The 22,250-nt window shown below is 71.8% G+C and carries 18 protein-coding genes and 1 rRNA gene; 8 read left to right on the top strand and 11 right to left on the bottom strand.

Annotated elements, in window-relative coordinates; translation table 11 throughout:
• Positions 1 to 11 precede the first annotated feature (11 nt).
• Entirely contained in the window at positions 12 to 677 is a 666-nt protein-coding gene (locus tag ACFW6B_RS39635; RefSeq protein WP_386604517.1) for an HAD family hydrolase, read from the bottom strand.
• A gap of 69 nt (positions 678 to 746) precedes the next feature.
• Positions 747 to 1,262, bottom strand: a complete 516-nt coding sequence (locus tag ACFW6B_RS39630) for a DUF6912 family protein (RefSeq protein WP_386604515.1) — start codon at positions 1,260 to 1,262, stop codon at positions 747 to 749.
• A 345-nt stretch (positions 1,263 to 1,607) separates the two neighbouring features.
• On the opposite strand from ACFW6B_RS39630, the gene ACFW6B_RS39625 reads away from it, so the two are divergent.
• Positions 1,608 to 2,276: an Rv3235 family protein gene (locus tag ACFW6B_RS39625; protein WP_386604513.1), complete on the top strand. Its 669-nt coding sequence runs from the start codon at positions 1,608 to 1,610 to the stop codon at positions 2,274 to 2,276.
• 252 nt (positions 2,277 to 2,528) lie between these two features.
• Here the strand turns inward: ACFW6B_RS39625 and secA are convergent, their stop codons facing one another.
• Positions 2,529 to 5,369 carry a preprotein translocase subunit SecA gene (gene secA, locus ACFW6B_RS39620; protein ID WP_386604511.1) on the bottom strand — a complete coding sequence of 947 codons (2,841 nt, stop codon included), beginning with the start codon at positions 5,367 to 5,369 and terminating at the stop codon, positions 2,529 to 2,531.
• Positions 5,370 to 5,625: 256 nt separating this feature from the next.
• Between secA and ACFW6B_RS39615 the strand changes: the two genes are divergently transcribed.
• Entirely contained in the window at positions 5,626 to 6,192 is a 567-nt protein-coding gene (locus ACFW6B_RS39615; RefSeq protein ID WP_386604509.1) for a GNAT family N-acetyltransferase, read from the top strand.
• A 118-nt stretch (positions 6,193 to 6,310) separates the two neighbouring features.
• Positions 6,311 to 7,564 (top strand): winged helix-turn-helix domain-containing protein, encoded by a 1,254-nt coding sequence (locus ACFW6B_RS39610; RefSeq protein WP_386604506.1) that lies wholly within the window; start codon positions 6,311 to 6,313, stop codon positions 7,562 to 7,564.
• Positions 7,565 to 7,581: 17 nt separating this feature from the next.
• Here ACFW6B_RS39610 and ACFW6B_RS39605 read toward each other — a convergent pair whose 3' ends face one another.
• From ACFW6B_RS39605 to mtnA, 7 genes are all read right to left on the bottom strand, one after another.
• Complete coding sequence (locus ACFW6B_RS39605; protein WP_386604504.1) at positions 7,582 to 8,328, bottom strand: response regulator; 747 nt, start codon at positions 8,326 to 8,328, stop codon at positions 7,582 to 7,584.
• 206 nt (positions 8,329 to 8,534) lie between these two features.
• Positions 8,535 to 9,227, bottom strand: coding sequence for a ribosome hibernation-promoting factor, HPF/YfiA family (gene hpf, locus ACFW6B_RS39600; RefSeq protein ID WP_386604502.1), 693 nt, complete (start codon positions 9,225 to 9,227; stop codon positions 8,535 to 8,537).
• 315 nt (positions 9,228 to 9,542) lie between these two features.
• Entirely contained in the window at positions 9,543 to 10,400 is an 858-nt protein-coding gene (locus ACFW6B_RS39595; protein ID WP_386604500.1) for a ComF family protein, read from the bottom strand.
• A gap of 169 nt (positions 10,401 to 10,569) precedes the next feature.
• Positions 10,570 to 12,429 carry an LpqB family beta-propeller domain-containing protein gene (locus tag ACFW6B_RS39590; protein ID WP_386604498.1) on the bottom strand — a complete coding sequence of 620 codons (1,860 nt, stop codon included), beginning with the start codon at positions 12,427 to 12,429 and terminating at the stop codon, positions 10,570 to 10,572.
• Positions 12,404 to 14,488: an MtrAB system histidine kinase MtrB gene (mtrB, locus tag ACFW6B_RS39585; RefSeq protein WP_386604496.1), complete on the bottom strand. Its 2,085-nt coding sequence runs from the start codon at positions 14,486 to 14,488 to the stop codon at positions 12,404 to 12,406. Before mtrB ends, ACFW6B_RS39590 begins: the two co-directional genes overlap by 26 nt.
• A gap of 1 nt (position 14,489) precedes the next feature.
• A complete protein-coding gene (gene mtrA, locus ACFW6B_RS39580) occupies positions 14,490 to 15,179 on the bottom strand; it encodes a two-component system response regulator MtrA (RefSeq protein ID WP_386604493.1) in 690 nt (229 codons plus the stop codon).
• A gap of 8 nt (positions 15,180 to 15,187) precedes the next feature.
• Positions 15,188 to 16,333: an S-methyl-5-thioribose-1-phosphate isomerase gene (mtnA, locus tag ACFW6B_RS39575; protein ID WP_386604490.1), complete on the bottom strand. Its 1,146-nt coding sequence runs from the start codon at positions 16,331 to 16,333 to the stop codon at positions 15,188 to 15,190.
• Between the two features lie 140 nt (positions 16,334 to 16,473).
• Here mtnA and ACFW6B_RS39570 point away from each other — a divergent pair, with 140 nt between their 5' ends.
• The 5 genes from ACFW6B_RS39570 to ACFW6B_RS39550 are packed head-to-tail and all read left to right on the top strand — an operon-like array spanning position 16,474 to position 22,051.
• Positions 16,474 to 17,796: a glycerophosphoryl diester phosphodiesterase membrane domain-containing protein gene (locus ACFW6B_RS39570; protein WP_386604488.1), complete on the top strand. Its 1,323-nt coding sequence runs from the start codon at positions 16,474 to 16,476 to the stop codon at positions 17,794 to 17,796.
• 4 nt (positions 17,797 to 17,800) lie between these two features.
• On the top strand, positions 17,801 to 18,556 hold the full coding sequence (locus tag ACFW6B_RS39565; RefSeq protein WP_386604486.1) for a DUF4129 domain-containing protein: 756 nt from the start codon (positions 17,801 to 17,803) through the stop codon (positions 18,554 to 18,556).
• Positions 18,553 to 19,743 (top strand): DUF4350 domain-containing protein, encoded by a 1,191-nt coding sequence (locus ACFW6B_RS39560; protein ID WP_386604484.1) that lies wholly within the window; start codon positions 18,553 to 18,555, stop codon positions 19,741 to 19,743. Before ACFW6B_RS39565 ends, ACFW6B_RS39560 begins: the two co-directional genes overlap by 4 nt.
• On the top strand, positions 19,743 to 20,741 hold the full coding sequence (locus tag ACFW6B_RS39555) for an AAA family ATPase (protein ID WP_386604531.1): 999 nt from the start codon (positions 19,743 to 19,745) through the stop codon (positions 20,739 to 20,741). The genes ACFW6B_RS39560 and ACFW6B_RS39555 overlap by 1 nt, the downstream gene beginning before the upstream one ends.
• The gene (locus tag ACFW6B_RS39550) at positions 20,741 to 22,051 is read left to right on the top strand and encodes a DUF58 domain-containing protein (RefSeq protein ID WP_386604482.1); all 1,311 of its coding nucleotides are present in this window, start codon (positions 20,741 to 20,743) and stop codon (positions 22,049 to 22,051) included. The genes ACFW6B_RS39555 and ACFW6B_RS39550 overlap by 1 nt, the downstream gene beginning before the upstream one ends.
• Before the next feature lie 111 nt (positions 22,052 to 22,162).
• Here the strand turns inward: ACFW6B_RS39550 and rrf are convergent.
• Positions 22,163 to 22,250: ribosomal RNA gene (rrf, locus tag ACFW6B_RS39545) — 5S ribosomal RNA — on the bottom strand; the annotation flags it as partial.

The raw sequence follows: 22,250 nt of genomic DNA, 5'->3' as shown, positions 1-22,250 counted from the left end.
GGGCGGACGCCTCAGGCCGCCAGCCTCCCGGCCTCCTCGACCGCCTCCTCCAGGCTGTCCACCACGGGAACGCCGGCCTCCTCCAGACTGGCGCGGCTGTGGGAGCCCCCGGTGTAGAGGACGGCACCGGCGCCGACGTGCCGCGCGGCCGTCGCGTCGTCCACCGCGTCGCCGATCACCACCACGCGTGACGGTTCGACACCCGCGAGGGCGGCGAGGTGGCGCACCATGTGCTCGGCCTTGCTGCCGCCGGAGGGACCGGTCCGCCCGTCGACCCGTACGAAGTGCGGCTCGATGCCGAAGCCCCGGACCAGCGGGACCAGGTCCTCGTGCACGTACATGCTCAGGAGCGACTGGCTGCGGCCCGCGGCCTCCCAGTCGGCGAGCAGCGCGGGCACCCCGGTGGTGAGCCCGCACCTTCCTCGGTGCTCGGCGTAGTACCGGTGGAAGGTGTCGTCCATGACCTGCCACTCGGCGTCCGTGGGCAGCCGTCCCATCAGCCGCTCGTAGAACCTCGGCACGGGCACGCAGTACATCGCCCGGTACTGCTCCAAGGTGATCGGCTCGAGCCCCAGCTCGGTGAACGCCGCGTTCGTCGCCCCGATGATCGCGTCATTGTCGTGGAACAGCGTGCCGTTCCAGTCCCACACGATGTGCGCGCTTCCTCGCTTCCCCATACCGAGAACGTACCCGCCGCCGCCGACAACGCCTCGTCGTGGGCGGGAAACGGCAGGCCGCGCGGGCGGTCACCCCCCGAGTCCGACCAGCCCGGGGATCTCCTGCGTGGCGAACCACAGCAGTTCGTGGTCCTCGGCCCCGTCGACGGTGAACCGGGCGTCGTCGTCCCCCGCGTCCGCCGCTCCGAGCGCCGCCGCGGCCGCGGTCACGTCCGCCTCGGCGTCGTCCGAGTCGACGTGCACGGCCGCCGCCTTCGCCAGGGTCACGTCCTGGGAGACCCGCACCTCGCCGAGCGCCGCGGGGTCGAGTCCCCGGTCGGGATCGGCCGCCGCCGCCCGGTCCGGGACGTCGACGGCGACGACGACCCGGCGCCGCGCGGCCTCCGGATCGGCCGCGAGCAGCCGCAGCGAGGCGAGCCCGGCACGGCTCAGCGCCGCGTACTCCAGTTCCTCGATGTCCTCGGAGAGGTACCACTCGCGCAGGGCGGGCGTGACGGCGTAGGCGACGAACGGTCCCGTCTGCAGCTCTCCCGTCTTGTACGCCTCGGCGAGACCGGAGAGGGTCAGGGGGACGTAGACGCGCATGGCTGGCCGCTTTCGTAGTCGGGGCTCCGGGGGTCACGCGGTGCGAGCACTCCGGGGAGGGCGGTCCCGCGCCTTGAGGAGGGACTTCAGGATACGTGCGGGCGTCCCCTTTCGAGGTCCGGGCCGCGCACTCCCCGGCGTCCACCGCACGCCCGCGATTCACCCGGTACTCCCCTTCACCGCCAAGGGTTCCACCCCTCCCGGCAACCCTGATAGGTGAATTCTCCCGAGGCCGCTGCGCGCGCCCGCCGTCCTTGCGCGAGCCCCTTCCCGGCTCGTACAAGATCCCCGACACGAAAGTTACCGGTTGGTATCGCCGGTCCGGACGACGAGCGGGGACGACGTATGAACAAGGTGATGACGAGGACCAGGCGCCACCCGGGCACCCGTCCTCCCGGCCGTCGGGACTCCCGCCGCCCCGGTGGTGCCCCGCCGCGCAACCCGGGAACGGGCGCCCCCGCCCGGCGCCCGGACGGCAGCCCTCCCCGGGGCACGAGCCCGTCCCCCGCCCCCTCCGCGACCATCCCGCCGCCGGACGAGGCCGGGACGAGCACTCCACCGCGCGGTGGGGCAGGGACGAGCACGAGCCCCCTGCCCCCGGGCGGGGCCCGGAAGCCCGCCACGGCGGCTCCCGAAACGCCCGGGCGCCCCGCTCCGGCACCCCGGCCCGCTCCGGCACCCCGCCCGACCGACGTCTTCGCCGAGCGTCTGCTGGCCGTGCTGAGCGGTGCCCGTCCCGTCCACTGCATGCTGCGCCACACCGCGGGCCGGGCCTACGACGAACTGGTCCGGCTCGCCGAGCTCGGCCCGCTGCGCACCCGCGGCGCCCGCCCCGTGGTCCGGGACATCGGCTACTACGTCGCGCGCCCGGACGCCGTCGAGGCGTTCGCCCGCATCGGCGCCGGCGACCAGCTCCGGGCCATGGCCTTCCGCCTGGAGCAGGGCCCCGACCTCCGCTGGCGCTGCACCGCGATCGAACTCGGCGGCCCCCGCGCACCCCGCTCGCACGACTGAACGCCACCGGCCGCGGCATCCGGACCGCGGACCGACGGCATCCGGCCCCGGGGCCAGCCGGCCCTGGCCCTGCCCCCGGTCCCGGCCCACGGTCCCGGCCCACGGTCCCGGCCCACGGTCCCGGTCCCGGCCCCCGGTCGCGGCCCTGACCACGCGGTCACGGAAACGGGATGGGCCGGACACCTGGTGTCCGGCCCATCCCGTGTCATCGGTCGCGTACGACGGCACTCACCCGCCGCAGGCGCCCCTCACTCACTTCTTGCGGCGGCGCACGCCACCCTTCTGCGCCTTGCGGCGCTCCGCGCGCGTGAGGCCGTCCGCCTCGGACCGCACGGGCTCGTCGCTGGCGAAGTCGCCCTCGACGACGCCGCCCTCGCCGTCCACGGTCGGCGCGGAGAAGTGCAGCCGGTCCGGCCGCTGCGGGGCGTCGAGACCCTTGGCGCGGATCTCGGGGCGCGCCGCGCCCGCGGGGACCGCCTCCTGCTTCGCCAGGGACGGCGCGGAGTCCTCGACCGGGACCTCCTCGACCTGCTGCTCGACCTGGACCTCCAGGTTGAACAGGTAGCCGACGGACTCCTCCTTGATGCCGTCCATCATGGCGCTGAACATGTCGAAGCCCTCGCGCTGGTACTCGACCAGCGGGTCCTTCTGGGCCATCGCGCGCAGGCCGATGCCCTCCTGGAGGTAGTCCATCTCGTAGAGGTGCTCACGCCACTTGCGGTCCAGGACCGACAGCACGACCCGGCGCTCCAGCTCACGCATGATCTCGGAACCGAGCTGCGCCTCACGGGCCGCGTACTGGTCGTGGATGTCGTCCTTGATGGACTCGGAGATGAACTCGGCGGTCAGACCGGAACGGTCGCCGGCCTCCTCCTCCATCTCGTCGACGGTGACCTTCACCGGGTAGAGCTGCTTGAAGGCGCCCCACAGCCGGTCGAGGTCCCACTCCTCGGCGAAGCCCTCGGCGGTCTCGGCCGCGATGTAGGCGTCGATGGTGTCGTCCATGAAGTGCTGGATCTGCTCCTGCAGGTCCTCGCCCTCGAGGACGCGACGGCGCTCGCCGTAGATGACCTCGCGCTGCCGGTTGAGCACCTCGTCGTACTTCAGGACGTTCTTGCGGGTCTCGAAGTTCTGCTGCTCGACCTGCGACTGGGCGGAGGCGATGGCGCGCGTGACCATCTTGTTCTCGATCGGCACGTCGTCCGGCACGTTCGCCATCGACATGACGCGCTCGACCATCTGCGCCTTGAACAGACGCATCAGGTCGTCGCCCAGGGAGAGGTAGAAGCGGGACTCGCCCGGGTCTCCCTGACGGCCGCTTCGGCCGCGGAGCTGGTTGTCGATGCGCCGCGACTCGTGCCGCTCGGTGCCCAGCACGTAGAGCCCGCCGAGGTCGTGGACCTCGTCCTTCTCGGTCTTCACCGCCGCCTCGGCCCGCTCCAGGGCCGCGGGCAGGGCGTGCGCCCACTCCTCGATGTGCTCCTCGGGGTCGAGGCCGCGCTGCCGCAGCTCCGCCTCCGCGAGGTCCTCGGGGTTGCCGCCGAGCTTGATGTCGGTACCACGGCCGGCCATGTTGGTCGCGACGGTGACGGCGCCCTTGCGGCCGGCCTGGGCGACGATCGTCGCCTCCCGGTCGTGCTGCTTGGCGTTCAGCACCTCGTGCTGGATGCCCCGCTTGGAGAGCTGCTGCGAGAGGTACTCGGACTTCTCGACCGACGTCGTGCCGACGAGGATCGGCTGGCCCTTCTCGTGCTTCTCGGCGATGTCGTCGACCACCGCGTCGAACTTGGCGATCTCCGTGCGGTAGATCAGGTCCGACTGGTCCTTGCGCTGCATCGGCCGGTTGGTCGGGATCGGGACCACACCGAGCTTGTAGATCTGGTGGAACTCGGCGGCCTCGGTCATGGCCGTACCGGTCATGCCGGAGAGACCGGGCACTTCCTTGCCGCTGTGGTCCTGGCGCTTGTAGAGGCGGAAGAAGTTCTGCAGGGTGATCGTGGCGAGCGTCTGGTTCTCGTCCTTGATGTCCACCCCTTCCTTCGCCTCGATCGCCTGGTGCATGCCCTCGTTGTAGCGGCGGCCGGCGAGGATACGGCCGGTGTGCTCGTCGACGATCATGACTTCGCCGTCGATGACGACGTAGTCCTTGTCCTTCTTGAACAGTTCCTTGGCCTTGATGGCGTTGTTCAGGTAACCGACGAGCGGGGTGTTCACCGACTCGTAGAGGTTGTCGATGCCCAGCCAGTCCTCGACCTTGCCGACGCCGGACTCGTGGATGGCGACGGTGCGCTTCTTCTCGTCGACCTCGTAGTCGCCGGTCTCCTCGATGCCCTTCAGGGGGTTGCCGGGCTCGCCCTTCTTCAGGCGGATGACCAGCTTGGCGAAGTCGCCGTACCACTTGGTGGCCTGGTCGGCCGGGCCGGAGATGATCAGCGGCGTCCGGGCCTCGTCGACGAGGATGGAGTCGACCTCGTCGACGATCGCGAAGTTGTGGCCGCGCTGGACGAGTTCGTCCTGGGACCAGGCCATGTTGTCGCGCAGGTAGTCGAAGCCGAACTCGTTGTTCGTGCCGTACGTGATGTCGCACGCGTACTGCTCGCGGCGCTGGGCCGGAGTCATGTTGGCGAGGATGCAGCCGACCTCGAGACCGAGGAACTTGTGGACGCGGCCCATCATCTCGGAGTCGCGCTCGGCCAGGTAGTCGTTGACCGTGATGAGGTGGACGCCGGCTCCGGAGAGGGCGTTCAGGTACGCGGGCAGGGTGCCGACGAGGGTCTTGCCCTCACCGGTCTTCATCTCCGCGACGTAGCCGAGGTGGAGCGCTGCGCCACCCATGATCTGCACGTCGTAGTGACGCTGGCCGAGGGCGCGCTTGGCCGCCTCGCGAACGGTCGCGAAGGCTTCGGGCATCAGGTCGTCGAGGCTCTCGCCGTCGGCGTACCGCTGCTTGTACTCATCGGTGAGGGCCCTCAGCTCGGCGTCGGAGAGGTCGACGAAGTCCTCTTCGATGGAGTTGACCTGGTCCGCGATGCGGTGCAGTTTGCGCAGGATCTTGCCTTCGCCTGCACGCATGATCTTCGAGAGGACGGACACGGGGGTTTGTCTCCTTGCCGGTCGGGCCTGGGACGGTCGGTTTCGATGACAGTTTCAAAGACAGTTTCAAATCACAGCTTGAGCAACGGCCATCGTAAGCGAGGACCACACCGCACCGGGAGGTCTGCCGGGGACAGCCACCAGGACAACGGACAGGGGTCGCCGAAGGTGCCGCGTTCACACAGCGAAAAGTAGCGAACCGCTCACACAGGGCAAAGGAATGGCATCCCTCCGGTTGCCCGAGCAGAATCGGCCGATGGACCCCGTCACCCTGACCACCGAACGTCTCGTCCTGCGCGCCGTGGACGTGGACGACACCGACGCCGTCTTCGAGGCCGCGCAGGACCCCGACATCCAGCGCTGGACCACCATCCCGTCCCCCTATCTGCGCGAGCACGCGTCGGGCTTCACGGACCAGATCGTGCCCGAGGGCTGGGCGGACGGCTCGGCCTTCACCTTCGGGGTCTTCCTCCCCTCCGGGGAGCTGGCGGGCATGCTCTCCGTCACCATGCGCTCCCTGGGCGTCGGCGAGGTGGGCTACTGGGCGACGAAGGAGCACCGCGGCAACGGCTACATCGCCGAGGCCACCGTCGCCGTCTCCCGCTGGGCCTTCACCGACCTGTCCGTCGACCGCGTGGAATGGCGTGCCGAGGTCGGCAACGCCGGGTCCCGCGCGGTCGCCGAGCGCGCCGGCTTCACCGTCGAGGGGACCCTGCGCTCCGCCATCAACAACAAGGGCGTGCGCAGGGACTGCTGGGTGGGCTCGCTGCTCCCCTCGGACCTCGGCCTGCCGTCGACGGCGCCGTACCTGCCGGCCAGGTGAGCACAGCGGCGGCTCTCGCCCGGGGTCCCGCGCGCTCGCGCGCCGGCTCCCGCCCCGGCACCGCCGCGATCCGCCGCGGAGCGCCCCGGTTGTCAGTGGCACCGCCTACCGTGTGGGCATGACGAGTCTCCCGCGTCCCACCACCGAACTCTCCGCGGACGAAGCCCGCCGCATCGTCCTGCGGGCACAGGGTTTCCTGGGCGCCCCGGACCGCAGGGCGGGCGTCCGCGGAGTCCTGCGGCACCTCGGCGCGGTCCAGCTCGACACGATCTCCGTCCTCGCCCGCTCCCACGAACTGATTCCGTACGCCCGCCTCGGCGCCGTCGGCCGCAAGACCGTGGAGCAGGCGTACTGGACGTCGGCGGTGCCGGGCGGGACGCCCCCGGCACCGCACGCCTTCGAGTACTGGTCCCACGCGGCCTGCATCCTGCCCGTGGAGGAGTGGCCGCACTTCGCGTTCCGCCGCCGCGCCTACCGCGCCCGCCCGCACTGGAACCACGACCTGCCCGACGGTGTCTACGACCAAGTCGTCAAGCAGCTCCGCGCCGAAGGACCGCTGACGGCCACGGACCTGGGCGGGGCGAAGAAGACCAGCGAGTGGTGGGACTGGTCGGGCACGAAGGTGGCCGTCGAGCGCGCGCTGATGTACGGCGAGGTGGTGTGCGTGGAACGGCGCGGCTGGAAGCGGGTCTACGACCTCGCGGAGCGTGCCGTCCCCGAGCCCCTGCTGCACGACGAACTGGACGACAGGGAGTGCCTGCGGCGCCTCGTCCGCCTGGCCGGGCAGTCCCTCGGCGTCGGCACCCGCGCGGACATCGCCGACTACCACCGTCTCAAGCTGGAACAGGTCGACGCGGTGATCGCGGACTCGGGTCTGGTCGCCGTGACGGTGGAGGGCTGGGGCAGGGGCGCGGCCGGGAAGGGCGGGGCGGGAAGCCCGGGAGCGAGAGCTGCCGGGAACGCGTGGGCGGACCCGGCAGCGCTGGAATCGGTCCCGCGCGGCCGTCACCGTACGACGCTCCTGTCGCCGTTCGACTCCCTCATCTGGGAACGGGCGCGCACGGAGCGGATCTTCGACTTCACGCATCGCCTGGAGGCGTACACGCCCAAGCCCAAGCGGGTCCACGGCTACTTCGCGATGCCGGTGCTCGCCGGCGGCCGGCTCGTCGGCCGGGTCGACCCGGCGCGGGAGGGCCGCACGCTGGTCGCCAGGCAGGTCACCCTGGACGGCCTGAAGGCGGTCCCGGCGGTGGCCCAGGCCCTGGCGGAGGCCGCGGGCTGGGTGGACTGCACGGACGTCAGGGTCGAGCGGGTGGACGCCCCTGAGCTGCGCGAACCACTGGCCGCGGAGCTCGTACGCATCCTGGGGTGACGCCGGAGGGGTGACGCCTAGCGGATCTCGAGGATCTTCTCCCGCATCGCGTACACCACGGCCTCCATCCTGGAGTGGAGCTGCAGCTTCTCCAGGATGTTGCGCACGTGGTTCTTCACGGTGTTCTCGGAGATGAAGAGCTCCTTGGCGATGTCACGGTTGTTCATCCCCGTGGCCACCAGCTTGAGGACCTCCAGCTCGCGGTCGGTGAGCCGCGGCGCGGGCACCAGCCGGCGTTCGTCCGTGCGCTGGATCATCGACTTGAACTCGGTGAGCAGTTTCGACGCCATCGAGGGGCTGATCTGCGACTGCCCGTCGGCGACCGCGCGGATGGCCGTGGCCACCTCGTCCGTGGAGATCTCCTTGAGGAGGTACCCGGTCGCCCCCGCCTTGATCGCGTCGTAGAGGTCGGCCTCCTCGTCGCTGATCGTCAGCATGATGATCTTTGCGCTGGGAGCCACCTCCTTGATGGAGGTGCACGCCTCGATACCGCCGCGCTTGGGCATCCGTACGTCCATCAGCACGATGTCGGGCAGCAGGTCGGCGGCCTTGTCGACCGCCTCCGCCCCGTCCCCCGCCTCACCGACGACCTGGATGTCCTCCTCGGCCGCGAGCACGATCTCCAGACCGCGTCGGAAGAGGGCGTGGTCGTCGACGACGAGGACCCTGATGGGCTCCTCGCGTGAAGAGCTCCCGTCCAGGCCGGAGGCGACGACTCCGTCGCCGGTGTCGCCGGCACGCATCGGTCCGAAGCTGTCCGCCATCGTTCCTCCCCCTGAAGGCCGTGGCCTGTTTCTCCGCGGCATCGCCAACCCAAGGCAACGACCCACCGGTTGGGCCGGTCCGGCCATGATTCCATGTCCGGACGTCCGCGGGGTGACGGAGCGAGGCGTGAAGTGGTCGCACACCGGTGCCCCTGGGGGCGCACTCGCACCCCCAGGGGCACCGGCTCATCCGTCACCGGGGACGGTCAGCCGCCGAGCGCGCCGCTCGGCGCGTCCGCTCCGCCCTGGGTGACCATCGGGTCCGTGCTGAGGTGGATGACCCCGTAGTCGTACGCGTGGCGTCGGTAGACGACGCTGGGTTCCTTCGTCTCGGAGTCGACGAAAAGGTAGAAGTCGTGCCCGACCAGCTCCATTTCGTAGAGCGCCTGGTCGAGCGTCATCGGTGCTGCCACGTGGGTCTTCTCGCGGACGACACAAGGGCCTTCGCCCATGATCTCGAGCGAGCCGATCTTCTTGGTGGGGACGGCGTCCGGTTCCTCGTCGCGGACGACGTCACCGCTGCCGTTCAGGGTCGCGGCCCCGGGGACGACGTCGGCGACCTCCGCCGCCGAGATCCTGCCGTTGCCACGGCGGGTGTAGCGCTTGTCGTGCTGCTTGCGCAGCCGGGCCTCGAGCTTGTCCGCGGCCAGGTCGAGTGCTGCATACGCGTCGCTTGCCGCTGCCTCCGCCCGGATCACCGGCCCGCGCGAGTGGAGCGTGATCTCCACTCGGTCGCTGCGCTCGGCCTGCCGGGGGTTGGGCTCCTTGGACACCTCGACGTCGAGGCTGATCACCTTGGCATCGAGCTTCTGGATCTTCTCCAGCTTCAGCTTCTCGGCCACGTGCTTGCGGAACCGCTCAGGCACCTCGGTCTTGCGGCCCTTGACGACGATGTCCACGCAGAACTCCGTTCCCGGATAGCCCCGCGCCACTGGCGGAGCATCTCCCTCTTGCACCAGGCTCCGGTGAGCCCCGGAACCTCGGACTCGGTGACTTTCACCTCCTCCTCCCCCAAGGACAAGATCTCCACCCCACCGATGCGGGTGATTGCCGGAAAGCCATGCTTCGGCACTCGGATGCGCGAGGTACGGCCTGCGCCATTGCCTCACAACCGAACATATCTCGCCCGGACGGATGTCGTCACCCTCTACTGATACGTACCTCCGTTCAGGTGAACTGACCCTCTTATTACCAGCAACGATGCAAGTTCTCGGTCAGTTCCGGTTTATTTCGAAGGCACCCGGAGGTGCCGCGATCACGGCCGAACAGACCGTTTCTCCGCTCCTTTCTCCGGCCTGCTCCACACCCTCGATCACACTCCTTTCTCCGGCCTCCCTACCCCCGATTCGCCGGTACACCTCCACCCGTCCCGTCCTCTCACCCGTCCATCGCAGCGTCCGAGTACCCGACCGCGCCGTCCTCACCGCCCTCACCGCCCGCGCCGCCTCCGCCAGCGACGCCCCCGTCGTCATCAGGTCGTCCACCAGCACGACCCGCCCCCCTCCGGCCAGCAGCCGCTCGCCCCCGGCTGCCACCTCCAGCGCGCCCGCCAGATTCACCGCCCGCTGACGGGAGTTGAGCCCCGACTGGTCGGCCACGGCACGCCGCTGCCGCAGCACACCGAGCACCCGGGCCGGTGTCCCGGTGCGCCGCAGCTCCCCCGCCGCCGCGAGCGCGATCCGCCGCACCGGATCATGGCCCCGCGCCCGCACCGCCCACCGCGCCGACGGCACGGGCACCAGCGACACGGGCCCGTGTCCCGCGCCAAGGCGCCCCGCCGGCCCCAGCCCCGCCCGCACGGCCCCCGCGAGGGCCGCGCCCAGGGGTGCGGCCAGCGCCAGCGCACCCCGCTCCTTGTGGGCGAGGAGCATGGCCCGCACCTCGTCCCCGTAGGGAGCCGCCGCGTGCACCACGGACAGCCCCGCCGGCTCGGGCACCGGCCGCACCCGGCACGGAGCGGCCCCCGTCAGGGCGGCACGGCACTCGGGACAGAGCACCGCGCGAGGCATCCCGCAGCCTCCGCACTCGGCCGGCAGCACCAGATCCGTGAGGTCCCGCCACCACCTCCGCATGGCCACCACTGTGCCAACGGCCGGCCCGCTCGACCACCCCTGTGGAAAACCCCCGGGGAACCGCCTGTGGACAACCCCGGGAACGACGGTGGACAACCCCGGGAACGACGGTGGGCCCGCCCGGAAACCGGACGGGCCCACCGCGGACGCACACGACGTCGAAGACGTTCTAGCCGGGATACACCGGCGCCGTCCCGTCCTGGACCACCTTCTGCCACTGCTCTCCCGCCGACAGCCGCACGATCCCGTCCGCCTCAGAGTTCGCCACCAGCGGCAGCTGGTCGTCCTCCGACGCGGCGATCTCCTTGACGTTGGCCAGCGCGGAGGGCGAGGTCCCCCGCGGAGTGGAGCCGTCGACCTGGACGTACTGCATCTGCTGCACGCCCCCTTCCTCGCTGCCGACCACCACGAGGCGGCTGTCCCCGGCCCAGGACATGGCCGTGACCTCCTCGAGCTGGGGCGCGACGGAACGCGGTTCGAAGATGAACGCGCCGTCGGGCTCGCCGGACCCGGACCGCTCGATGCGGCCGATCTGGAGCGAGCTCCTGCCGTCCTTCTCCACGATCAGCGCGATGCGCACACCGTCGGCGGCCACCCGCACCGCCTCGATGCGCCCGTCGAGCTCCGGCGCCTGCACGACCACGGGCTCGCCCTCGCCCTTGCGCAGCAGGAGGAGCCTCGGTTTCTTCGGGTCGCGGTCGGCCACCCACAGGTCGCCGCGCGCGTCCCAGCTCGGCGTGGTCAGCCGGTCGTCGGCCGTCCCGCCCTGGCTGCGCACCACCGGCTCGGCGAGCGAACCGCCCGACATCAGCGACCCGACGTACAGGTTCCGGCCGTCGGCCGAAACTCCGGCGGCGGTGTCCTCGTCCCGCGACACCGCGGCCGCCCGCAGCTTCTTGCCGCCCTCGCCCAGCGCACCGGGCACCGGCTCGGGCTTCTTGTCGCGGTTGCCGCTGGGCATCCGTACGAGCCGCTGCTCGTGGTCGATGAAGTACTGGTACTCCGGGTGCTCGCCCGTACCGTGCGAGGCGATGCTCTCGGCCTTGGCCTTGGCCAGCACGCACAGCTGCGAGCCGTTCGACCTCTCGAGCTCCACCTCGTCGACGCCGGTGGGGGTCAGGTCCCGGAGGGTGAGCAGGATCTGGGCCGCCATCTGCCGGCACTGGGCGCTCCCGACCCGGTCGGCCCGCGCGTTCAACGGCACCGTGACGCTGTTGCGGTCGTCGGGCGACAGCGACACGTCGCTGTTCTTCAGCTCCGTGCCCGAGGGGAAGCTCGACCTGACCACCGGGTCCAGCCAGCTCGTGGGCCCCTTCAGCAGGGCGCGCACGATCTGCGTCATGGGGTCCACCTGCGCGCGCACGTAGACCGGGTCGGCGACGGTCCCCAGGGGACGGTCGGTTCCGGAAGCCCCGTTCGACGCGTAGTAGTACTTGTTCACGGACACGTAGTTGCGCTGGAAGTCGGACGCGCCCATCACGACGCCCTGCGGGAGCCCGTCGATGCGCCACTGCTTGCTGCTCTTGAGCTTGGTCAGATGCACCGACCCGCTGTACTGCCCGGCGTCCGGACCGTAGGCGTGCCGGGCGTCCACGGCGGCGACCTTGCTGCCGTTCAGCCGGAACAGGACGTCCTGGCTGCCCTCCTTGGCCCTCGAAGGCGCCCCGACCGGCTCCGGCGCGTCCGCGAGGACCGTCGTCGAGCGGTACGGGTCCCACGTCTTGCGCGCGCTGTCGGTGAGGTACTTGCCGGCCGTCTCGTACTTGGCGTCGTCGCTGGTCAGCGCTTCCAGGAAGCCCTGCACGATCTCCGCCGCCGAGGCACCGGGATGCGGCGGCATGGCGTAGACGCGGACCTGCGAGTCCTGGCGCGGGGTGGACTCCACCCCGCGCAGGTCCCCGCTGTCCGGCATCGTGGCGCATCCCGCCAGCAGCAGGGCTCCGCAGCTCGCGTACACCACGACGCTTGCCGAACGGCGTCCGCGGACGCCGTTCCCCCCGCGGTCAGCGCCCACGAGATGCCTCCCCATGTCCGAGCTCCTCCGGCGTCTCGCCGTCCCGCCCCCGCTCCTGCGCGGGCCGTTCCCGGCCGGTGCCGGATGTCTCCTCCTGGCGGCGCAGCGTCCCGGCGGGCCGGGGCACCACGCGAGCGCCGCTGCCCGGCAGCGCCGTCGGGTCGGCCGTGGGCGAGGCCCCGGCCAGTCGCGGCGTCATGGCCCCGCGCGGCGGTATCGGATCCGCCGCGGAGCCGGTCTGCTGCAGGGGAACCGTGGCGCGCTTCGTACCACCGCCGTGCGGCAGTCCGGCGCCGTCGAGCCCCCGGTTGCGCCGGGAGTCCTTGGGTTCCAGGGGTATCGGTGATCCCCTGAGCGGCTCGTCCGCCGTCCGCGGCAGGGTCAGCCGGAACTGCGAACCGCCGCCGGGCTCGCCCCACGCCTGGAGCCAGCCGCCGTGCAGCCGTGCGTCCTCCAGGGCGATGGAGAGCCCCAGACCGGTGCCGCCGGTGGTACGCGCGCGTGCCGGGTCGGCCCGCCAGAAGCGGCTGAACACCCGGGTCGCCTCGCCGGGCTTGAGGCCGACGCCGTAGTCGCGGACCGCGATCGCGACCGCTCCGCCCGCCGAGGCGAGCTTGACGACGACGTCCTTGCCCTCGCCGTGTTCCACGGCGTTGACGACGAGGTTGCGCAGCACCCGCTCGACCCGCCGGGCGTCCGCCTCGGCGATCAGCGGCTGCTGGTCTCCGACGACGCGTATGCGGGTGCCCTTGCGCTCCGCGAGCGGCTCGGCGCCGCCGACCACCCGTCGTACGACCTCCCTGAGGTCGATGGCGTCGGCCTCCAGCGCCGCCGCGCCCGCGTCGAACCGGCTGATCTCCAGCAGGTCGGCGAGGAGCGTCTCGAAGCGGTCGAGCTGGTCGGCGAGGAGTTCGGCCGACCGCGCGGTCACCGGATCGAAGTCCACGCGCGCGTCGTGGATGACGTCGGCCGCCATCCGCACGGTGGTCAGCGGTGTGCGCAGTTCGTGCGACACGTCGGAGACGAACCGCCGCTGCATCCGTGACAGGTCCTCGAGCTGCTGGATCTTGAGCTGGAGGTTCTGCGCCATCTTGTTGAAGGCCTCGCCGAGGCGCGCGATGTCGTCCTCGCCGGTGACCTTCATACGTTCCTGGAGGCGTCCGGCGGAGAGCCGCTCGGCGATCCCGGCCGCCATCCGCACCGGTGTGACGACCTGGCGCACCACGAGCCAGGCGATGGCCCCGAGGAGCACCACGACGAACAGGCCGGCCGTCGCGAGGGTCCCCTTGACCAGGCTCAGCGACTTCTCCTCCTGCGTCAGCGGGAAGAGGTAGTAGAGCTGGTACGGGTCCCCGTTGGGGTCGCTGACCTGCTTGCCGATGACCAGCGCCGGCTGGGACTCCTTGCCGTCCTTGTAGACGACACGGGTGTAGCTCTGCGCCGCCGAGGTGCTCTTGTCGAGCCGGACGCGCAGGTTCTCGGGGATGCTGACCGTCGAGTCGACCCCGCCCGAGGACCGCGGCGCGAGGCCGCTGCTGCCGTCGCCCGAGGCGGTGGAGTTCAGCGTCACCACGTCGAACGCGCCCTGCCCACCACTGGACAGGGACACGACGAGGTCGGTCATCCACGCGCTGACGTTCCTCGACGTCCGGCCGTCCGTGGCCGAACGGTCGTCGCCGTTCGCCGTCGCCGCCGCGTCCGCCTGCTGCTTGGCCACCGCGAAACCACCGGTGGCCTGGCTCTGCGAGGCCCTCACCTTGGCGTCCAGCAGGCCGTTGCGCACCTGCCCGATCACGACGAAGCCGAGGAGCAGGACGACGCCCATCGACATCAGCAGCGTCGTGGCGACGATCCTGAGCTGGATGTTGCGCCGCCACAGCCGCATCACGGGCAGCAGCGGACGGCGCACCCAGCGTATGAGCAGCCGGAGGACCGGACTGCCCTGGACCCCGCCCTGGAGCAGCCCTCCCTCGAAGAACCGCTCCCAGCGGGAGCCCCTCATCTTCCGGCCGACAGGCCGCCCCGAACGATCCCCCAGCTCAGCGGACGCCGAAGCGGCACTGTCCAACGACATGTCAGCTCGGTCCTGCCTTGTATCCGACGCCTCGTACTGTCACCACGATCTCCGGACGCTCCGGGTCCTTCTCGACCTTGGAGCGCAGCCGCTGGACGTGCACGTTGACCAGACGGGTGTCCGCCGCGTGCCGGTAGCCCCACACCTGCTCCAGGAGGACCTCACGCGTGAACACCTGCCACGGCTTGCGCGCCAGGGCGACCAGCAGGTCGAACTCCAGAGGCGTCAGCGCGATCGACACGCCTTCCCGCTTCACAGAGTGACCGGCGACGTCGATGACGAGATCGCCGATCGACAGCTGCTCGGGCGCCGGCTCCTCCGAACGGCGCAGCCGCGCCCTGATCCGCGCCACCAGCTCTTTTGGCTTGAACGGCTTCACGATGTAGTCGTCGGCGCCCGACTCGAGGCCGACCACGACATCGACGGTGTCGCTCTTCGCCGTGAGCATCACGATCGGCACCCCGGACTCCGCCCTGATCAGGCGACACACCTCGATGCCGTCCCGTCCGGGCAGCATGAGGTCCAGGAGCACCAGGTCGGGCTTGGCGTCGCGGAAAGCGGCCAGCGCCTTGTCGCCGTCGGCTACGAAAGACGGCTCAAAACCTTCACCACGCAACACGATGCCGAGCATCTCGGCCAGTGCGGTGTCGTCATCGACGACAAGGACTCGTCCCTTCATAAACGACATCATCCCATTAACTAAATCGTTACCTGGCGTGACAAGTCACACAGCTCGGCGAGAGCCTCAGCCGTCACGGGCGAAACAACGCCCTCTTCGGTGACGATCGCCGTGATCAACTCCGGCGGCGTCACGTCGAACGCCGGGTTGTACGCCTGGGTCCCCAGGGGTGCCACAGGTATACCTCCTCCCGGCTCCGCCCCCGCCCCCGGTACCTGCGGAGCTGCGATCTCCGTCACTTCATGACCCGCGCGCTGCTCGACCTCGATGGACGCGCCGTCGGGCGTGTCGGGATCGATCGTCGTCACCGGCGCCACCACGACGAACGGCACGTGGTGGTACCTGGCCAGCACCGCGAGCGGATAGCTCCCCACCTTGTTCGCCACCGAACCGTCGGCGGCGATGCGGTCGGCCCCGATCAGCACCGCGTCCACCTCGCCCGCCGCGAACAGCGAGCCCGCCGCGTTGTCCGTCAGCAAGGTGTACGCCATACCGCTGCGAGCGGCCTCGTAGGCCGTCAGACGGGCACCCTGCAGCAGGGGCCGCGTCTCGTCCACCCAGAGCCGCCGGAGCTGCCCCGCCCGGTGCGCGGCGAGCGCCACGGCGAACGCGGTGCCCTCACCGCCGGAGACCAGCGCGCCGGTGTTGCAGTGCGTGAGCACCCGGTGGCTGCCGCCCGGCAGCAGCTCGTCGAGCAGCGCCAGCCCGTGCCGGGCCATGCGGGAACTCGCCTCGGCGTCCTCGCGGTGCAGCGCCCGCGCCGCGGCGAGCGCCGCCGCCGCGGCCGCCGCCTCGTCGCCGCCCGCGGAGAGCACCGCCCGGTGGGCCGCCCGCGCCCGGCGCACACCGACCGCGAGGTTCACGGCGGTCGGCCGGGCACCGGCCAGCGCCTGGGCGGCCTCCTCCACGTCGAAGCCGCGTACGGCGGCGAGCGCGACACCGTACGCGCCGGCGATCCCGAGGAGCGGCGCCCCGCGCACGGCGAGCGTACGGATCGCCTCCACCAGTGCCGGCGCGTCCGTGCACACGAGCTCGACCTCCTCCGCGGGAAGCCGTGTCTGGTCGAGAAGGACCACCACAGGGCCTTCGGGCGGCTCGTGCCAGCGGATCGCGGGTGTCTGCGTCGGCCCGCTGTCCTCGCGGGGCTGCGCGTAGTGATCGGCCATTCGCCCAGTCTGCCCCGTAACCGGCGGACAATTGAAGGTGTGCAGCCCATACGGGGCCCGTCCCTTGACGGGCGCGCCGTGACACGATGACTGTCAACCTGCCGCCGCGACCGCGGGACGGGCACCGTGAAGGAGCGACGATGAACGACACTCCGGGCTGGGCGTCGCCCGGATCCGCCCCCTCCGGCGAAGAGGCGCCGGACCCCTCCGGCACCCCGCGCCCCGCGGACCAGGACGGAGCGAACCCGCCCGAGCAGCCCTCGAAGTGGTCCAAGGAGCAGCCTCCGCCCGGCCAGTGGTCCACGCCCGGCACGCAGGGGCACCCACAGGCCCCGCCGCCCCCCGCGCCCGGTCAGGGCTGGGGCGGCCGGCCTCCCGGCGGCCCGGGCGGCGGATACGGCGGCTGGGGCGGCCCCGGTCAGGGCGGTCCCGGCGGACCGGCCGGCTGGGGCGGCACCTGGGGCGCGCATCCGCCCGCCGCCAAGCCCGGCGTGATCCCGCTGCGCCCGCTCGGCGTCGGCGAGATCCTGGACGGCGCCGTCTCGACCATGCGCAGCTACTGGCGCACGGTCCTCGGCATCTCGCTGGCCGTCGCCGTCGTCACGCAGGTCGCCGTCATCCTGCTCCAGGGCTTCGTCCTGGACGACAGCGCCGACACCGAGGCGCTCAACGACCCGAGCGCCACCCTCGGCGAGCTGAGCCGGGCCATGGGCAGCACCATGCTCAGCTCCGGTCTCGTCCTGCTCGTCACCCTGCTCGGCACCATCGTCGCGACGGCCCTGCTCACCTCGGTGACCAGCCGCGCCGTGATCGGCAAGCCGGTGACCACGAGCGAGGCGTGGCGGGACGCCCGTCCCCAGCTCGCGAAGCTGTTCGGCCTGACCCTGCTGCTCCCGCTCATCGCCGTCGCGATCCTCACCGCCGGCGCGCTGCCGGGTCTGCTCGTCATCGCGGGCGGATCGACCGACGCCGGCCTCGCGCTCACCGTCCTCGGCGCCTTCGCCGCGGGCTTCGTCGCCCTCTGGCTGATGATCCGCTTCTCGCTCGCCTCCCCCGCCCTGATGCTGGAGAAGCAGGGCATCGTGAAGTCGATGCGCCGCTCCGCCAAGCTCGTCAAGGGCTCCTGGTGGCGGGTGTTCGGCATCCAGCTCCTCGCCACGATCATCGCCAACATCGTGGCGTCGATCATCGTGATCCCCTTCGCCGTCCTCGCCGCCGCACTCAGCGGCGACGGCTTCGCCGGCTTCCTGGACAGCTCCGGCGGCGACCTCGGCTGGACCTTCCTCATCGTCAGCGGCATCGGCTCGGTGATCGGCTCCATGATCACCTTCCCGATCACCGCGGGCGTCACGGTGCTCCTGTACATCGACCGGCGCATCCGCCGGGAGGCCCTCGACCTCGACCTGGCCCGGGCCGCCGGCCTCCAGGGCTACGGCACCACCGGCACCACACCAGGGAGTTGATGCGGTGAACGGGGCGGGGGGAGTTCTCACGGCGGCGCTCACGGGGCCGCACACCGGTACGGCGACGGCCCTCGCGCTGTCCCACGGCGGCACACCACCGGTGACCACACCGCGCGAGGCCGCACGGGAGGCGGCCAGACGCGAACTGTCCAAGCGGATGTACCACGAGAACGACCCCGGCCTCGTCCAGCGCGCCCTGAACGCGTTCTGGGACTGGGTCGGCAGACTGTTCGGCGCCGCCTCGTCCGCGACACCCGGCGGAACGCTCGGACTCGTCGTCGTCGTCCTCGCCGTCGTCGCGGTGCTGGCCGCCCTGTGGTGGCGGCTGGGCACCCCGCACCGCACCCCCGCCTCGTCCGCAGCCCTCTTCGACGACCGCCCCAGGAGCGCCGCCGAACACCGCGCCGCCGCCGAGGCGCACGCCGCCCAGGGCCACTGGAACCAGGCCGTCCAGGAACGGATGCGCGCCGTCGTGCGGTCCCTGGAGGAACGCGCCCTGCTCGATCCGCGCCCCGGCCGCACGGCCGACGAGGCGGCGGCGGAGGCGGGCCGCTCCCTGCCCTCCCACACCGACCGGCTGCGCGCCGCGGCACGCGACTTCGACGACATCACGTACGGAGGCCGCTCCGGCGACCCCCGCGCGTACCAGCGCCTCACCGAGCTCGACCGCGACCTGGAACGCACCCGGCCCGTCCTCACCGACGCCCCCGGCACGAACCCGAGCACGGCCCGGGGCGGCCGCCAGGGGGCCTCCTCATGACCGAGGCCGCCCTCGCCCCCACCTCGTCCTCGCCCACCGCCCGCCAGTTGTGGACGCGCACGCGCGGAGTCGTCCTCGCTCTCGTCCTCCTGCTGGTGGCCGCCGTCGCGATAGCCGCGGTCCGCTCGGACGCCCGGCACGGCCGCCTCGACCCGCGCTCCGCGGACCCCTCCGGCAGCCTGGCCGTCGCCCGGCTCCTCGCCGACCAGGGGGTCTCCACGCGCGTGGTCACCACCACCGGCGAAGCCCGCTCCGCGGCCGGCCCCGACACGACCCTGCTGATCGCGTCCCCCGACCTGCTGACCGAACGCCAGCAGACCCTTCTGCACACGGCGACGGAACGCTCCGGCGGCCGCATGGTCCTGGTCTCCCCCGGACCGCCCTCCCTCGGCACCCTCGCCCCCGGCGTCACCGCCGACCCCGCGGTCAGCTTCGGCTCGACGCTCTCCCCCCGCTGCGGTCTGCCCGCCGCCCGCCGGGCGGGCAGCGCCGACACGGGCGGCATCCGCTACAGCACCGGCGACCCGGACGCCGACACCTGCTACCCGAGCGACGGACTGCCCACGCTCCTGCGCGTGCCGGCCCGCTCCGGAAGCGGCGACACCGTCGTGCTCGGCGCCCCCGACATCCTCTTCAACGAACGTCTCGACGAGCAGGGCAACGCCTCGCTCGCGCTCCAACTCCTCGGCTCCCGCCCCCATCTGGTCTGGTACCTCCCCTCGCTCTCCGACGACTCGGCCACCGACGGGGGCGACCGGAGCTTCTTCGACCTGCTCCCCTCGGGCTGGCTCTGGGGCACGCTGCAGCTCTTCGTCGCGGCCGTCGTGGCGGCACTGTGGCGGGCACGCCGCATGGGCCCCCTCGTACCCGAACGGCTTCCCGTCGCGATCCGCGCCTCCGAGACCGCCGAAGGCCGCGCCCGTCTCTACCGCAAGGCGGCCGCCCGCGACCGCGCGGCCGCCTCTCTCCGCTCCGCCACCCGCACCCGCCTCGCCCCCCTCATCGGCGTACCCCCGGCCCAGGCGCACGCGCCCGAGACCCTGCTCCCCGCCTTGGCCGCCCACGTCGACGGCGACTCGCAGGCCCTGCTCCCGCTCCTCTTCGGACCGCCGCCCCACGACGACGCGGCCCTCGTCTCCCTCGCCGACCAACTCGACGCCCTCGAAAGAGAGGTACGCATTTCATGATGGACCCGACCACTGACAACGCCGGGTACACCGGGTACTCCGGGGACGCGGACACCGCCCGCTCCTCCCTGGAAGCCCTGCGCACCGAGATCGCCAAAGCCGTGGTCGGCCAGGACCCCGCTGTGACCGGACTCGTCGTCGCCCTCCTGTGCCGCGGACACGTCCTCCTCGAAGGAGTCCCCGGAGTGGCCAAGACGCTGCTCGTCCGCGCACTCGCGTCCGCGCTGGAACTCGACACCAAGCGCGTCCAGTTCACCCCCGACCTCATGCCGAGCGACGTCACCGGCTCACTCGTCTACGACGCCCGCACCGCCGAGTTCTCCTTCCAGCCCGGCCCGGTCTTCACCAACCTCCTGCTCGCCGACGAGATCAACCGCACGCCCCCCAAGACCCAGTCCTCGCTGCTGGAGGCGATGGAGGAACGCCAGGTCACCGTCGACGGCACACCCCGGAAGCTCCCCGAACCCTTCCTCGTGGCCGCGACCCAGAACCCGGTCGAGTACGAGGGGACGTATCCGCTCCCCGAGGCCCAACTGGACCGCTTCCTGCTCAAACTGACGATCCCGCTGCCCTCCCGCCAGGACGAGATCGACGTCCTCACCCGCCACTCCGAGGGCTTCAACCCGCGCGACCTGCGCGCCGCGGGACTGCGTCCGGTCGCCGGCGCCGCCGACCTCGAAGCCGCCCGCGCCGCGGTCGCCAAGACGACGGTCTCCCCCGAGATCACCGGCTACGTCGTCGACCTGTGCCGCGCGACCCGCCAGTCGCCGTCGCTCACCCTCGGCGTCTCCCCGCGCGGCGCGACGGCACTGCTCGCCACCGCCCGCGCCTGGGCCTGGCTGACCGGCCGTGACTACGTCATCCCCGACGACGTCAAGGCCCTGGCCCTGCCGACCCTCCGCCACCGCGTCCAGCTCCGCCCCGAGGCCGAGATGGAGGGCGTGACGGCCGACTCGGTCATCAACGCGATCCTCGCCCACGTCCCCGTCCCCCGCTGATGGCACTCACCGGACGCGCCGCTCTCCTGGCGGCCCTGGGCGCGATTCCCGTCGGTATCTGGGGCCCCAGCTGGACAGGCGTCCTCGCCGTGAACGTCCCCCTGGCCCTGGCCTGCGCCTGCGACGCCACCCTCGCGGCTCCCGTACGGCGGCTGGGCCTGACCCGCTCCGGGGACACCTCGGTGCGCCTCGGTGAATCGGCGGACGTCACGCTCACCGTCACCAACCCCTCCGGCCGACCCCTGCGCGCACACCTCAGGGACGCCTGGCCGCCGAGCAGTTGGGAACCCGGCACGGAGGTCGAGGCATCCCGGCACCGTCTGACGGTCCCCGCCGGCGAACGCCGCCGTCTGACGACCCGTCTGCGCCCCACGCGCCGCGGCGACCGCAGGGCCGACCGTGTCACGATCCGCTCGTTCGGGCCGCTCGGTCTGTTCTCCCGTCAGGGCAGCCACGAAGTCCCCTGGACCGTACGCGTCCTGCCCCCTTTCACCAGCCGTAAGCACCTCCCCTCCAAACTGGCCCGGCTCCGTGAACTCGACGGCCGCACCAGCGTGCTGACGCGCGGTGAGGGCACGGAGTTCGACAGTCTGCGCGAGTACGTTCCCGGCGACGACACCCGGTCCATCGACTGGCGCGCCACGGCCCGCAGGACAGCCGTCGCCGTACGCACCTGGCGTCCCGAGCGCGACCGCCACATCCTCCTGGTCCTCGACACCGGCCGCACCTCCGCGGGCCGCGTGGGCGACGCGCCCCGCCTCGACGCCTCCATGGACGCGGCCCTGCTCCTGGCCGCCCTGGCCTCCCGCGCCGGTGACCGCGTGGACCTCCTCGCCTACGACCGCCGGGTACGCGCCCTCGTCCAGGGCCGTGCGGCAGGCGACGTCCTTCCGTCCCTGGTCAACGCGATGGCCGGCCTCGAACCGGAGCTCGTCGAGACGGATGCCCGCGGCCTGACCGCGACGGCCTTGCGCACGACCCCTCGACGCTCCTTGATCGTGCTCCTGACGACGCTCGACGCGGCCCCTGTCGAGGAGGGCCTGCTCCCCGTGCTCTCCAGCCTCACCCAGCGCCATACGGTGCTGCTGGCCTCGGTCGCGGACCCGCACGTCGCCCGCATGGCGAAGGCCCGGGGAGACATCGACGCGGTGTACGAGGCAGCGGCGGCGGCCCAGGCCGAGGCGGCACGTGAACGCACGGCCGAGACGCTGCGGCGGCACGGGGTCACCGTCGTCGACGCGACCCCTGACGACCTCGCGCCGGCCCTCGCGGACGCCTATCTGGCCCTGAAGTCCGCAGGCCGCCTGTAAAGACGGAGAATTCCGCAAGCCGCCCCTGTGAACGGAGGGCGGAAAATCTGTCCCTGAACGCAGAAAACCCCCGGACCGGTATCCCCGGTCCGGGGGTTTTCTTCAAAATTTGTTCGGCGGCGTCCTACTCTCCCACAGGGTCCCCCCTGCAGTACCATCGGCGCTGTGAGGCTTAGCTTCCGGGTTCGGAATGTAACCG

The organism is Streptomyces sp. NPDC058751 (assembly GCF_042746485.1).
Lineage (GTDB): Bacteria > Actinomycetota > Actinomycetes > Streptomycetales > Streptomycetaceae > Streptomyces.
This window is presented reverse-complemented; position numbering and strand designations above follow the sequence as displayed.